The organism is Bordetella genomosp. 8, assembly GCF_002119685.1.
GTDB lineage: Bacteria > Pseudomonadota > Gammaproteobacteria > Burkholderiales > Burkholderiaceae_B > Bordetella_C.
Genome location: NZ_CP021108.1, coordinates 37,221 through 50,040, shown reverse-complemented (window position 1 = coordinate 50,040; position 12,820 = coordinate 37,221). Strand labels below are relative to the sequence as shown.

At 67.1% G+C, this 12,820-nt stretch carries 12 protein-coding genes; 9 read left to right on the top strand and 3 right to left on the bottom strand.

The annotated features are described in order from the left end of the window. Positions 1-14: 14 nt before the first annotated feature. Positions 15-650, bottom strand: a complete 636-nt coding sequence (locus tag CAL12_RS00230) for a hypothetical protein (protein WP_086062638.1) — start codon at positions 648-650, stop codon at positions 15-17. Between the two features lie 189 nt (positions 651-839). Between CAL12_RS00230 and CAL12_RS00225 the strand changes: the two genes are divergently transcribed. The 4 genes from CAL12_RS00225 (at position 840) to CAL12_RS27990 (ending at position 4,353) form a co-directional block, all read left to right on the top strand. After that, complete coding sequence (locus CAL12_RS00225; RefSeq protein WP_086062637.1) at positions 840-1,535, top strand: heavy metal response regulator transcription factor; 696 nt, start codon at positions 840-842, stop codon at positions 1,533-1,535. Continuing rightward, the gene (locus tag CAL12_RS00220) at positions 1,508-2,965 is read left to right on the top strand and encodes a heavy metal sensor histidine kinase (RefSeq protein ID WP_086062636.1); all 1,458 of its coding nucleotides are present in this window, start codon (positions 1,508-1,510) and stop codon (positions 2,963-2,965) included. The genes CAL12_RS00225 and CAL12_RS00220 overlap by 28 nt, the downstream gene beginning before the upstream one ends. Positions 2,966-3,105: 140 nt before the next feature. Continuing rightward, the gene (locus CAL12_RS27995; RefSeq protein WP_157792850.1) at positions 3,106-3,429 is read left to right on the top strand and encodes a DUF4148 domain-containing protein; all 324 of its coding nucleotides are present in this window, start codon (positions 3,106-3,108) and stop codon (positions 3,427-3,429) included. 588 nt (positions 3,430-4,017) lie between these two features. Then, entirely contained in the window at positions 4,018-4,353 is a 336-nt protein-coding gene (locus CAL12_RS27990) for a DUF4148 domain-containing protein (protein WP_157792849.1), read from the top strand. 136 nt (positions 4,354-4,489) lie between these two features. Here the strand turns inward: CAL12_RS27990 and CAL12_RS00205 are convergent, their stop codons facing one another. Further along, positions 4,490-5,191 carry a UdgX family uracil-DNA binding protein gene (locus tag CAL12_RS00205; protein ID WP_086067587.1) on the bottom strand — a complete coding sequence of 234 codons (702 nt, stop codon included), beginning with the start codon at positions 5,189-5,191 and terminating at the stop codon, positions 4,490-4,492. A 200-nt stretch (positions 5,192-5,391) separates the two neighbouring features. On the opposite strand from CAL12_RS00205, the gene CAL12_RS00200 reads away from it, so the two are divergent. From CAL12_RS00200 to CAL12_RS00180, 5 genes are all read left to right on the top strand, one after another. Continuing rightward, the gene (locus tag CAL12_RS00200; RefSeq protein ID WP_157792848.1) at positions 5,392-6,390 is read left to right on the top strand and encodes a tripartite tricarboxylate transporter substrate binding protein; all 999 of its coding nucleotides are present in this window, start codon (positions 5,392-5,394) and stop codon (positions 6,388-6,390) included. Positions 6,391-6,527: 137 nt separating this feature from the next. Further along, entirely contained in the window at positions 6,528-7,418 is an 891-nt protein-coding gene (locus CAL12_RS00195) for an FAD binding domain-containing protein (protein ID WP_086062632.1), read from the top strand. A gap of 61 nt (positions 7,419-7,479) precedes the next feature. Then, entirely contained in the window at positions 7,480-7,986 is a 507-nt protein-coding gene (locus CAL12_RS00190) for a (2Fe-2S)-binding protein (protein WP_086067586.1), read from the top strand. Beyond that, a complete protein-coding gene (locus CAL12_RS00185; protein WP_086062631.1) occupies positions 7,983-10,463 on the top strand; it encodes a xanthine dehydrogenase family protein molybdopterin-binding subunit in 2,481 nt (826 codons plus the stop codon). The genes CAL12_RS00190 and CAL12_RS00185 overlap by 4 nt, the downstream gene beginning before the upstream one ends. A gap of 208 nt (positions 10,464-10,671) precedes the next feature. Next, entirely contained in the window at positions 10,672-11,742 is a 1,071-nt protein-coding gene (locus CAL12_RS00180) for a Bug family tripartite tricarboxylate transporter substrate binding protein (RefSeq protein ID WP_086062630.1), read from the top strand. Positions 11,743-11,820: 78 nt separating this feature from the next. On the opposite strand, the gene CAL12_RS00175 is transcribed toward CAL12_RS00180, so the two are convergent. Continuing rightward, positions 11,821-12,711 (bottom strand): polysaccharide deacetylase family protein, encoded by an 891-nt coding sequence (locus CAL12_RS00175; protein WP_086062629.1) that lies wholly within the window; start codon positions 12,709-12,711, stop codon positions 11,821-11,823. Between the last annotated feature and the right edge of the window lie 109 nt (positions 12,712-12,820).

Genomic DNA, 12,820 nt, shown 5'->3' with positions numbered 1-12,820 from the left:
GCGACAGGCCTGGCTTACATCGGCGGGATCGTGCCGTCCTTGCCGGCGATGACCGTGGCGGCCGTCAGGCCGCCGTCGGCGTTCTTGGTCGGGAACACCAGCACCGGCGCGCCGGTCTTGAGCAGGCTGCGATCGCCCGGTTCCATGTAGACGATGGGCACGTCGGGCGGCACCACCACGGTTTTCTCGCCGTCCTTGTACTTCACCTTCATGGTCGTGCCGTTGGTGCCGACCAGGCTGCCGACCGTGCCGTTGGTCATCTGGCCGGTCTTGCCGTCCGACCCCATCCAGGGTCGGTTGCCTTCACCCGAACCGCGCAGCGACGCCGCGAACACGTGCACTTCCAGCGCCTTCAGCGTGCCGTCGGGTTGTGGCGTGGCGGCCGTGCCGATGAAGCTGTCCGGCTTGATATCGCCGAGCTTGGCCAGCGAAACCGCGCGCACCGCCACGTTGGAGGGCAGCGCCAGGGTGACGTCCTTGCCGTTGCGCGCCTTGACCTTCAGCGTGGTGTCGGTGATCTGCTCGATCGTGCCGCGCACCGCCAGGCGATTGGCCGGCGCCTGCCCGGCCTGTTGTGCCTGCGCGGCGGCCATGCCAGCCGCCAGCAGGACGCCGGCGCACCACGCGCCGATCCGATAATGCTTGTTCATCCGTTTCTCCGTCAGGCATCGCCGGCCGCGGGAGCAGCGCGGCGACGCGGTTCTCGATACGTTCAAGAAAGCTCGCGCCGCTATCGTGACGGCGGCGCGGGGACGGCAGCATGACGCGCGGATGACAATAATGTCATGAACGGTCCGGCACACCCCGATAAAATCGACGGCTGGCAAGCGAGGTGCTGCGTGCGCATACTGGTGGTCGAAGACGACCTCAAAACCGGCGAATACCTGAAGAAGGGCCTCGGCGAATCGGGCTACGCGGTGGATCTGGCGCGCCACGGCGCCGACGGCCTGCACATGGCGCTCGAACAGCGCTACGACCTGATCGTGCTGGACGTCATGCTGCCCGGTATGAACGGCTGGCAGATCATGGAAGCGCTGCGCAAGCAGCAGGACGTGCCCGTGCTGTTCCTGACCGCGCGCGATCAGCTGCAGGACCGCATCCGCGGCCTCGAGCTGGGCGCCGACGACTACCTGGTCAAGCCGTTTTCCTTTACCGAGCTGGTGCTGCGCGTACGCACGCTGCTACGCCGTGGCGTCGTGCGCGAGGCCGACCACCTGCGCCTGGCCGACATGCACATCGACGTCCTGCGCAGGCGCGTCACGCGCATGCACACCGCCATCGCGCTCACCACCAAGGAATTCACGCTGCTGCACCTGCTGGTGCGGCGCGAAGGTGAAGTCCTGTCGCGCGCCATCATCGCGTCGGAAGTGTGGGACATGAATTTCGACAGCGATACCAATGTGGTCGACGTCGCCATCAAGCGCCTGCGCGCCAAGATCGACAAGCCCTTCGAACCCAAATTGATCCACACGGTACGTGGCATAGGCTACGTCTGCGAGGTGCGCGCATGCGCCGACGATGGCGACGCTCCCTGACGCTGCGCACGGCGCTGTCGTTCGCGCTGCTCTCGGCCCTGGTCGTCAGCATCGCCGGCATGTACCTGTACAAGGCGATGGAATCCAGCATGATGGCGCGCAGCGACGTCGGCCTGATCGGCCGCGTCGACCGTTTCCGCGCGCTGCTGCGCGACACGCTCACCCTGGATGAAATCCGCGCGCGGCCCGGCCTGTTCGAAAACATGCTGGGCAACGAACAGGACGTGCTGGTATTCCGCATTCCCGGCGCCGAACCGGTCATGGACGTCAATCCCGGCCACCAGACGCTGCCTCCCGTCGCCCCGGTGGCGGAAGACCAGCCGCTGAGCCGCGAAAACATCCGCGACGGCACGACCACGGCGGGCGGCGGCATGCGGGTGGTCTCGGCCATGGCGCGCACCATGGACGGCATGCCGGTGGAAGTACAGGCCGCGCATCTGCTGGTGAACGAAACGCGCATGCTGGCGCTGTATCGCGACCAGATCGCGCTGGCCGTCGCCGCGGCCTTCCTTTCCATCGCGGTGCTGGGCTATGTGGCGCTGAGGCGCGGCTTGCGGCCATTGCGAGCGATGGCGCGGCAGGCGGCGCGCATAACGCCGGCCAGCCTGGACCAGCGCCTGAACCTGGCCGACACGCCGCACGAACTGCGCGAGCTGACCGCGTCCTTCAATGCCATGCTGGACAGGCTCGCCGACGGCTATGAACGGTTGACGCAGTTTTCCGCCGACCTGGCGCACGAGATCCGGACGCCCATCGGCGCCTTGATGGGCAACTGCCAGGTCGCCTTGTACCAGCGCCGCAGCCCGGCGGAGTATGAAAGCGTGCTGGCCTCCAGCCTGGAAGAGCTGGAACGCCTGTCGCGGCTGGTGGAAAACATCCTGTTCCTGGCGCGCGCCGAAAACGCGCAATCGGCGCTGGACTACGTCCAGCTGGACCTGGATACGGAACTGCGCCGCATCGCGGAGTATTTCGAAGGGCTGGCCGAAGAGCGCGGCTTGCGGCTGCGGTGCGCCGGCAGCGGCGTCGTCCGGGCCGACGCCATGCTGTTCCGTCGCGCGCTGGGCAATCTGGTGGCCAATGCGGTGCGCTACGCGGACGCGGACACCGAGATCAGCCTGTCGGCGCGCGCCGACGGCGATGCGGTGCTGGTCCAGGTCGGCAATCGCGGCATGCCCATTCCCCCGGACAGGCTGCACAAGCTTTTCGATCGCTTCTATCGTGCCGACCTGTCGCGCAGCGCCGGCTCGGACGCCAGCGGCCTGGGCCTGGCCATCGTGCGCGCGATCATGGCCTTGCATGGCGGCAAGGCATGGGCGGAATCGTCGCCCGACGGGCATATCCGCTTCACGCTTTCTTACCCGCGGACCTCGACCCCGAAACCCACCGCTACGATCACCGATCGGGAATTGCTTGTCAAAATGGAAAGATGATTTCCGCTTATGCGGGTTTATCCCTAGTCCCTGGAAGCACAGAATACGTTTCATCGGGAACAGCAACGGACATCGCGAAGTTCTCACAGCAGATCGCGATGCACGGCCCGGATCACTTAACCAGGACTAGGAGTACTGCCATGAATGCCAAGACCATCGTTTCCGCTTTTGTTCTTTCGTTCGCCGCCATCGGTGCCGCGCAAGCCGCGACCCCCCGTGGCGATTCGGACAACGCGCCGTTCCAAGGCGTCTACGGCCAGCAAGCCAGCAGCACCAGCCGCGACCAGGTCGTCGCGCAACTGGAACAAGCGCGCGCCGCCGGCCTGACCGCCAATGCCGACAGCGACAACGCGCCTTTCACCGCGCAAGCTGACGTGGCTTCGGTCCCGGCGGTTGCCCAAGGCGGCGGCGTGCATGGCGACCTCGCTTTCGGCGACATCGACAACCAGCCCTTCGAAGGCTGATCCAAGACCAATCGGTGATCCGACCGACGCCGGTCGGATCGCCAGGAAGTCCGGCCGTTCATGCCCGCACGGATGAACGGTTTCCCCGGCGAGAGGCGGGGATGCTGTAGTGGCAGTCCTCTCGGTGTGGTGCGCCAATCGGTGATCCGACCGACGCCGGTCGGATCGCCAGGAAGTCCGGCCGTTCATGCCCGCACGGATGAACGGTTTCCCCGGCGAGAGGCGGGGATGCTGTAGTGGCAGTCCTCTCGGTGTGGTGCGTAGTACGGTCGGCCCCCTGTAGCCCAGGGGGCCGATTGCTTTTCAGCCGCCCGGATGGCGCGACCGTGACCCGAGCGCGCCCCGACGATGTGCCGCACGATGGCCCCGGACAAGTCCTACGAACGACATCTCCGCCTACATAGATCGACACTATCGATTTATACTTTTTTACGAGTCAAAAATCACGGATTAGTCCGGTATTTGGGAAAGTGTATTCGTCGAGCACGGGTTTATCCCTATGATTCCCGGATGCACAATATCCATGTGTCGGGAACAAGAGCAGAAGAACAGCCCCCTGTTCCCCAAATCGACTATTGGAGAAGTGCCATGAAGATCCAAACCATTGTTTCCTCCGTTGCCCTGTCCCTGTCCCTGGCCCTGGTGGCTGGCGCCCAAGCCGGCACGCCGCGTGGCGATACGGACAACGTCCCGTTCCAAGGCGTCTACGGCCAGGTCGACAACGGCGCCACCAGCCGTGACCAGGTGGTTGCCCAGCTGCAGCAAGCGCGCGCGGCCGGCCTGACCGGTAATGACGACGTGGACAACGCGCCGTTCACCGCCCAGGCGGATGCCCCTTCGGCACCCGCCATCGCGCAAAGCGGCGGCGTGCACGGTGACGTCGCCTTCGGCGACATCGACAACCAGCCGTTCCAAGGCGTCTAAGGCCCGGAACGGCGAGGCGCCGGCGGACACGCCGGTTGACCAGACCGGCCGCCAGCCCACAAGGCCACGCGGCAGCCCCGAAGAGAGGCGGGGCGTCTTCCGGTGCTCCTCTCGTGCAGTACCATCGGCCCCGCCCTCACGGGGCCGATGTCTTTTCCGTCTGCGCATCGCCCGCGGCGATCCTGCCCGCGGTTCCCAGTGCCTGCACCAGGGCCGAGTAAGCGGCCTCACGGGCCTGCGGATCGGGCGCGCGCAATATGAAGGAAGGGTGATAGGTGGGGACGACCACCAGATCGCCCACCTTGACCGGCTCCCCGAGCATGGCGCCCAGGCGCACGTCGGCGCGCTGCATCAGCGAACGCAAGGCGGTCGCGCCCAGGCTGACGGCCACTGACGGGCGTACCGACGCCAGCTCCTTTTCCAGCCAGTAATGGCAGGCCATCACTTCCCGCTGCGCCGGCGTCTTGTGCATGCGGCGCTTGCCGCGCGGGAACCACTTGAAGTGCTTCACGGCGTTGGTGACGAAGACGTCGTCGCGCCGCACACCGGCATCCGCCAGCGCGCGGTCCAGCAAGCCGCCCGCCGGCCCGACGAAGGGCAAGCCGGCCTTGTCCTCCTGGTCGCCGGGCTGCTCCCCCACCAGCAGGATGGAAGCGCGGCGCGGCCCTTGGCCGGGCACCGGCTGGGTGGCGTCGTGCCACAAGCCGCAGCGCCGGCAGTCCCGCAGGGTCCTGGGGTGCTGGTCGGGCACGATCAACGGAGCATCGCCGCGCTCGTCCGGCCGCGCCTGGTTGTCGGAAGCAGTCGTTCGGGTTGTCCGGGTCGTTCGGGTTGTCATGACGGTCCCACGCAAGTCGCCATGGCGCGGCGCCAATGCCGCGATTCCATGCTCCCGCTGGCGCAAAAACCGCACCCGCCGCCGGCGGCCGTCCCCCCCATGGAGACCGCTAGGGGTAAGTCCCAAATATGGTACACAAACCAAAAATGGTATCTTGTGCGCACAACCCCGCGTTCCGGGGGAACAAGGGGATTTCCACCATGATGCAACGACACCACATCCGCGCCTCCCGGCGCGCCGCACCGGTATTGGCCGCCGCGCTCTGCGCGGCCCTCGCACTGGACTCCGGCGCCGCGGCAGCCGCCTATCCCGACCACCAGATCACGCTGGTCGTGCCGTACGCCCCCGGCGGCGGCGTGGATTCCGTCGGCCGCATCCTCAGCCGTGGACTGGCCAAGGAATTGAACCAATCCGTGGTGGTGGAAAACCGTCCTGGGGCGGGGGCCACGGTCGGCGCCGGCTACGTCAAGCGCGCCGCCGCCGACGGCTACACGGTCATGGTGGTCGACCCCGCGCTGATCATCAATCCCAGCCTGATGCCCAACCTGCCTTACGAGCCCCTGCGGGACTTCAAGGCGGTGTCCATGCTGACGGTCTCCCCCTTGATGCTGTCGGTCACCAACAGCCTGCCCGCCAAGAGCGTCGCCGACCTGCAAGGCCTGGCGAAATCGGGTGGCCAGGGATTGAGCTTTGCGTCCGCCGGCATCGGCACCACGCCGCACATGGCGGGCGAACTGTTCAAGCTCAAGACCCAGGGCAACTTCATCCACGTGCCCTATAAAGGTTCAGGCCCGGCCATGACGGACCTGATCTCCGGCCAGGTGCAGTTTTCCTTCTCCACCATCGCGGCGGCTTCGCCCTTCGTGACCACGGGCAAGATCCGCGCGCTGGCGACCACGGGCGACAAGCGCAGCCCGGACTGGCCGCAGCTGCCCACGGTGGCCGAAACCGTGCCTGGATTCAAGGTGCTATTCTGGACCGGCCTGTTCGTGCCCGCGCAGACGCCTGCCGACGTCGTGGCCAAACTGAACGCCGCCGTCGCCAAGGTCTGGCAGGGCGAGGAAGCGCAGGAAGCCTTGAAGAAGATAGGCGAAACGCCCGCTCCCGTGATGACCTCGGCGCAAAGCCAGGACTTCGTCCAGGGGGAAAGCAAGATGTGGGCGACCGTCGTCAAGGACGCCAATATCAAGGTCGACTGAATGCACACCCGCTGGCGCAACCCGCCCGGGACGCGCGTTGCGGTCGTACCAAAATTTGTATAGCATTCCAATAAAAATACATTGCGGTCAGGGGGCATGGTGGCTTCCCGCCGCCATCCTCCCCAGTCGCAGGCGGTATGAAGCCATCGGTTTTCACCTATCACGATCCCCGCACCGTCGACGACGCTGTCGGCCTGCTCGGGCGACTGGATAATGCGCGGCCGCTGGCCGGCGGCCAGTCGCTGATGGCGATGATCAATATGCGTTTCGTGCAGCCGGACCATCTGGTGGACCTGAACAAGGTCGACGAACTGGCCGGCATCCACGAATCTCCCGACGAAATCCGCATCGGCGCCATGACGCGCCAGCGCGACCTTGAATTCTCCGCGCTGATCGGCGCGCGCATCCCGCTGATGAGCGAAGCGCTGCTGCACGTCGGGCACCGGCAGACGCGCAACCGCGGCACGCTGGGCGGCTCGCTGTGCCACCTGGACCCGGCGGCCGAACTGGTCGCCGTGGCCGCGGCCTGCGACGCGGTGGTCGAAGTGGCCGGGCCCAATGGCCGCCGCGATATTCCCTTCGATGCCTTCCCGCTGGGCTTCATGATGCCGTCGGTGGAAGCCGACGAACTCGTCGTCGGCGCGCGCTTTCCGCTGTGGCCGCGCGGACACGGCGCCGCGTTCTTCGAATTCTCGCGCCGGCACGGCGACTTCGCCATCGTGTCGGCCGCCGCGCTGGTGGCGCTGGATGGCAATGGCCGCATCGCCCGCAGCGCGCTGGTATTGGGCGGCGTCGGCACCGTGCCCTTGCGCATGGCCGATGTGGAAAACGTCCTGGCCGGCAACGTGCCATCCCTGGAACTGCTGCGCCAGGCATCCGAGCAATGCCGCGCGGTCGAGGCCCTGGACGACGCGCTGGTGCCGGCCACCTACCGCCAGAGCCTGGCCGTGGTCATGGCGCGCCGCGCGCTCCTCACCGCCTGTACGCGTGCCGGCGCGCCCATCGCCGAAGCCCGCATTCCCGCATGAACGCCGGCACGGCGACGCCCGCCGGGCGCGCCATGCCGCACCGTCGCAGCAAGGTATCGCCATGACTACTGCCGTCAACGAACAAATCCGCCAGATCGCCGTGCGCGTCAATGGCAAGGAATACGCGGAAGATGTACGCGTCCGCCTCACGCTCGCGGATTTCCTGCGCCACCAGCTGGGACTGACCGGTACCCACGTCGGCTGCGAGCACGGCGTGTGCGGCGCCTGCACGGTGCTGATGGACGGCCTGTCCGTCCGCTCCTGTCTGACGCTGGCCGTGCAGGCGGACGGGCACGACATCACCACCATCGAAGGCCTGGCTTGCGAAGGCAGCCTGCATCCCATCCAGCAGGCCTTCAAGGACGAACACGGCTTGCAGTGCGGCTTCTGTACGCCCGGCATGCTGACCACGCTGACCGAACTGCTGAACAGCAATCCCCACCCGACGGAAGCCGAAATCCGCGTGGCGATTTCCGGCAACCTGTGCCGCTGCACCGGCTACGACGGCATCGTCAAGGCAACGCTGGCCGCCGCCGCCCGCCTGCGCGGCGAAGGAGCGCAGGCATGAGCCCACGCGACCACAGCAGCGCCGTCGATACGCCCGTCGATACGCCGGTTGCCGCGCCCGCTGAAGCGGCCGTCGAAACGCCCGTCGAAACACCGCCGGCGGTCACGCCCGCCACGCAACCCGCCCCGGGCGCGACGCCCGACCCGCATGGCGCCCGGCCCGCCGGCAGGACCTTCGGCGTCAACGTGCCGCGCGTGGAAGACCAGGCGCTGCTGACCGGCACCGCGCGCTTCGTCGACGACATCGGCGCGCCCGGCATGCTGCACGCCGCCTTCGTGCGCAGCGACAACGCGCACGCGGCGATACGCGCCATCGGCACGGCGGCCGCCGCTGCGGCGCCCGGCGTCCATGCCGTGCTGACGCTGGCCGACCTGATGCCTTATCTGACCAGCGCCGAGCTGGTGACGGCGCTGCCCAGCCCCAGCTTCCGCATGAATTTGCATCGTCCGGTGCTGGCGTCGACCGAAGCCGCCTATGTCGGCGAAGCCATCGCCGTCGTCATCGCCGAAGACCGCTATCTGGCGGAAGATGCCGCCGCGCTCGTCGAGATCGACTACGAACCCTTGCCCGCCGTGGCCGATTGCCGCGCAGCGCTGCAGGAAGGCGCCCCTACGGTGCACACCAGTGCGCCACACAACCTGGTTGCCGAATTCGACCTCGCCTATGGCGACGTCGACGCCGTCTTCGCCAGCGCGCCGCACATTTACGGCGAATCGCTGCTGCAGCATCGCGGCGGCAGCCATTCCATCGAATGCCGCGGCGTGGTGGCGCGTTACGACGCGCTGGACGACGTCCTGACGGTGTGGAGCTCCACGCAGACGCCCCTGCCCGCCAGGCAGATCCTGTGCGACCTGCTGGGCCGCGGCCCGGATCAGGTGCGCGTGATCACGCCGGAGGTGGGTGGCGGATTCGGCCCCAAGCTGGTGTTCTATCCGGAGGAAGCCGTCGTCGCCGTCGCGGCGCTGATGCTGCGGCGTCCCGTCAAATGGATCGAAGACCGCCGCGAGCACTTCATCTCGACCACGCAGGAACGCGACCAGGTCTGGGACGTGGAAATCGCGGTCGACGACGAAGCCCGCATACTCGGCGTGCGCGGCACCCTGCTGCATGACCACGGCGCCTACAACGTGCGCGGCACCAACGTGCCGTACGGCGCGGGCGCGGCCATGACGCTCGCGTATCGCGTGCCGGCCTACAGGCTGGACATCAAATGCGTCGCGACCAATCGCGTGCCGGTGACGCCGGTGCGTGGCGCGGGCCAGCCCCAGGGCGTGTTCGCCATGGAACGCTTGCTGGACCGCGTGGCGCGCGAGCTGAACCTGGATCGCGCCGAAGTGCGCCGCCGCAACCTGGTGCCGGCGGCGCTCATGCCTTATGCCACGCCCATGAAAACGCGCGGCGGCATGCAGGTAGTTTTGGATAGCGGCGACTTTCCGCGCTGCCAGGCGATGGCGCTGGAGCGGGCCGACTGGGACGGCTTTCCGGCGCGCCAGGCCATCGCACGAGGACAGGGCAAGCGGCTGGGCATGGGCCTGGCCAATTCCGTGGAAGGGACAGGCCGCGGGCCATACGAGCAGATCCGCGTCAGGATCACGACGCAAGGCACGGTGCAGGTCGAATCCGCGGCGGCGGCGATGGGCCAGAGCACGCGCACCATGCTCACGCAGATCGTCGCGGAACAGCTGGGCGGCGACATGGACAATGTGCGGGTGACGGCCGGAGACAGCCGCACATCCGTGCAGGGTTTCGGCGGCTTCAACAGCCGGCAGGCGGTGATGGCGGGCAGTTCGGCGCACAAGGCGGCGCTCGCGGTGCGCCAGCAGGTGCTCGAGGTCGCCGCGTCGGTGATGCGGCTGCCAGTGCAAGCCCTGGACATCGAAGGCCGGCAGGTCGTGGCGCGGGATACCGGCGCCACCGCCAGCCTGGGCGACCTGGCGCGCGCGGCGGCGGGCTTGCCGGGCTTCATGATGCCGGGGGCGACGCCGGGCCTGGAAGCCACCGAGCAGGTGATCATCAACGATATGGCCTATGGCAACGCGACCGCGGTCGCCGAAGTCGACGTCGACGTCGAGACCGGCGAGGTCACGCTGCGCCAGATCGTGTTCGCGCACGACTGCGGCCGGGTGATCCATCCGAAGATCGTCGAAGGGCAGCTGCTAGGCGGGATCGCGCACGGCGTGGGCAATGCGCTGTTCGAACAGATGGGCTATGACGAGAACGCGCAACCCGTCACGACGAATCTCGCCGAATACCTGCTGGTGACCGCCACGGAGATGCCATCCATTTCGCTGGCGCATCTCGAATCCCCCACGCCGCTGAACGAGCTGGGCATCAAGGGAGTCGGCGAAGCAGGGGTGTTGCCGATCACGGCCGCCGTGGCGTCCGCCGTCGACAACGCGCTGGAAGGCACGGGCGTGCACATCACGCGAGTCCCGATATCGCCGGTCGACCTGCTGCAAGCCCTGGAAGCGCGCTAGGACGCTGACGCCGTCAGAACGATGCGCCCTCGGAACGCCGACGCCTTGGAACGCTGACCCCGATCGCCGGGCCCAGGCCCGGCTAGGGTATTCCCACGTACCGCAACGTACCAAAATCGGGAAAAATTCCAACAGTTGAACTGATACCGGTTTCGGCGACCGCCGAGCGGCCGGGCTTCGATAGCCTCCTCCTCCCGTCAGGTACCCCATGTCCGCCACGCCCCATCGCCGGCCCGCTGCCGGCGCCATCACCCTTCCGAATAGCATCGCCAAAGCGCGACGCCTTGCCGGCCGCGCCCGCCGCATGCTGTCGTTGAGTTCATTGGTCCTGGCTGGCGCGGTCGCCGCCGTGGCGCCGGCCGCGCCGGCGCATGCCGCCTTCCCGGAGCGTCCGATCACCATCGTCGTGCCCTATCCGGTCGGCGGCGCGACCGATACCCTGGCGCGCAGCATCGGGCAGCGGATCTCGGAAACGCTCAAGCAGTCCGTCGTGGTGGAGAACCGCACGGGCGGCAGCGGACTCATCGGGATGTCCGTCGTGTCGCACGCGCCGGCTGACGGCTACACCATACTGTTCGGCTGCACCACCGATTCCGCCATCTTCAAGGCCGCGTCCAAGGCGCCGCCATCGGTGAACCTGCGCGACGACTTCGCCGCCGTGGCGGGCGTGGCGCTGGCGCCGCACATCCTGGTGGTGCCGGCCAAGTCCGCGCCGCAGAACCTGCAGCAGCTGATCGAGCTGTTCAAGCGCGAGCCGGGCAAGCACAACTTCGCATCGATAGGCATCGGCACCTTGTCGCACCTGGAAGGCGAACTGCTGATGATCACCACCGGTGTGCAGATCACGCACGTGCCCTACCGCGGCGGTTCGCAGGCCTTGATGGACCTCATCTCCGGGAACTCCAGCATGATGTTCCTGAGCGCGCCGGCGGCGGTGCCGCATATGAAGAGCGGCGCCGTGCGCGTGCTGGCGGTGGCCGGCGATCATCGCCTGCCCATGCTGCCGGACGTGCCCACCATCACCGAGGCCGGCGTGAAGAATTTCAGCGCGGAAAACCTGTTCGGCTTCTACGCGCCGAAGAATACGCCGCCGGACGTGGTGAGTACGCTTTCCAAGGCGATCGAGTCGGCGCTGCAACGTCCCGACCTGAAGACGATGCTGGAATCGCAGGGCCTGGAAGTGCAGTACACGACGCCCGCCGAATTCACCGATCGCACCGTGAAGAACTTCGCCAACTTCGACGCGATCGTGAAGAAGGCGAACGTGTCTCTCGACTAGGCTACCCGCCCATGCCACATGACGTCGCATGGGACGCCACAAAGGTCCGCGGGGCGGGCAGCGATGGCCCGCTCCCGCCTACATCGTTCCTTCGGGCAGGTTCAGGCAATGGTCGTAGATCGCGCCCGGCCGGGTGAACCAGACCTCGTTGCGGCGCGGATGCTCGGCGATGTACTTCAGCGCGCGCCGCATGGCGCGCAGGCGATAGGGCTGGCCGGTGACCATGGTGTGCAGCGCCACGCCGAAGACCAGCGGCTGCTTGGCGCTCTGGTCCAGCATCTCTTCGAACTGGTCGATGATCATCTGGCTGAACTGGTCAGGCGTGTGATGCCGCACCAGCATCTGCGGGGAGTCGTTGAGCTCCAGCGGATAGGGCACCGACATGATGCGGCCGCCGCGCGTCTTCATCCAGATGGGCTGGTCGTCGGCCGGCCAGTCCATCAGGAATTTATAGCCGGCTTCCTGCAGCAGATCGGGCGTATGGCGGCTGTGCGACATCCAGGGCGCCATCCAGCCGCGCACTTCCTGGCCGGTATGCTCGAGGATCGCGTCGCGGACTTCGGCCAGGAAGCGGGCTTCATCCGGCTCCCACATGGTGCCGTGGCGTTCGGCGTTGGTGCGGCCATGACCGATGAATTCGTCGCCGCGTGCCTTGATGGGCGCGATGAGTTCCGGGCAGTATTTGAAGATCTCGGTATTGCACAGGTGCGAGGCGGGCAGTCCCAGCTCGTCCAGCATGTCCAGGATGCGCCACACGCCGATACGGTTGCCATAATCGGTCCAGGCAAAGGCGCGCTGGTCGGGCGCGGGCAGCGGCACGGTCAGGTTGTGGCTGAGCCCGGTGCCGAATGCGAAGATCTCGATGTTCAGGCCGATGTGCATCGCGATGCGCTTGCCTTCGGGCCAGCTGTAGTCTTTGCGTGCGCCGATTGCGCGATAGGGATAGCGATCATGGGAAGGCAGCAGCATGGCGTTTACTCCGGTTCTGTTCGGGCGGCCGTAGCCAGGGGATGCGGACCCGCGCGCCCGCGCCGGGGCGGCCACGCGGCCGACCGTACCAAAAATAGTTATAATTCCA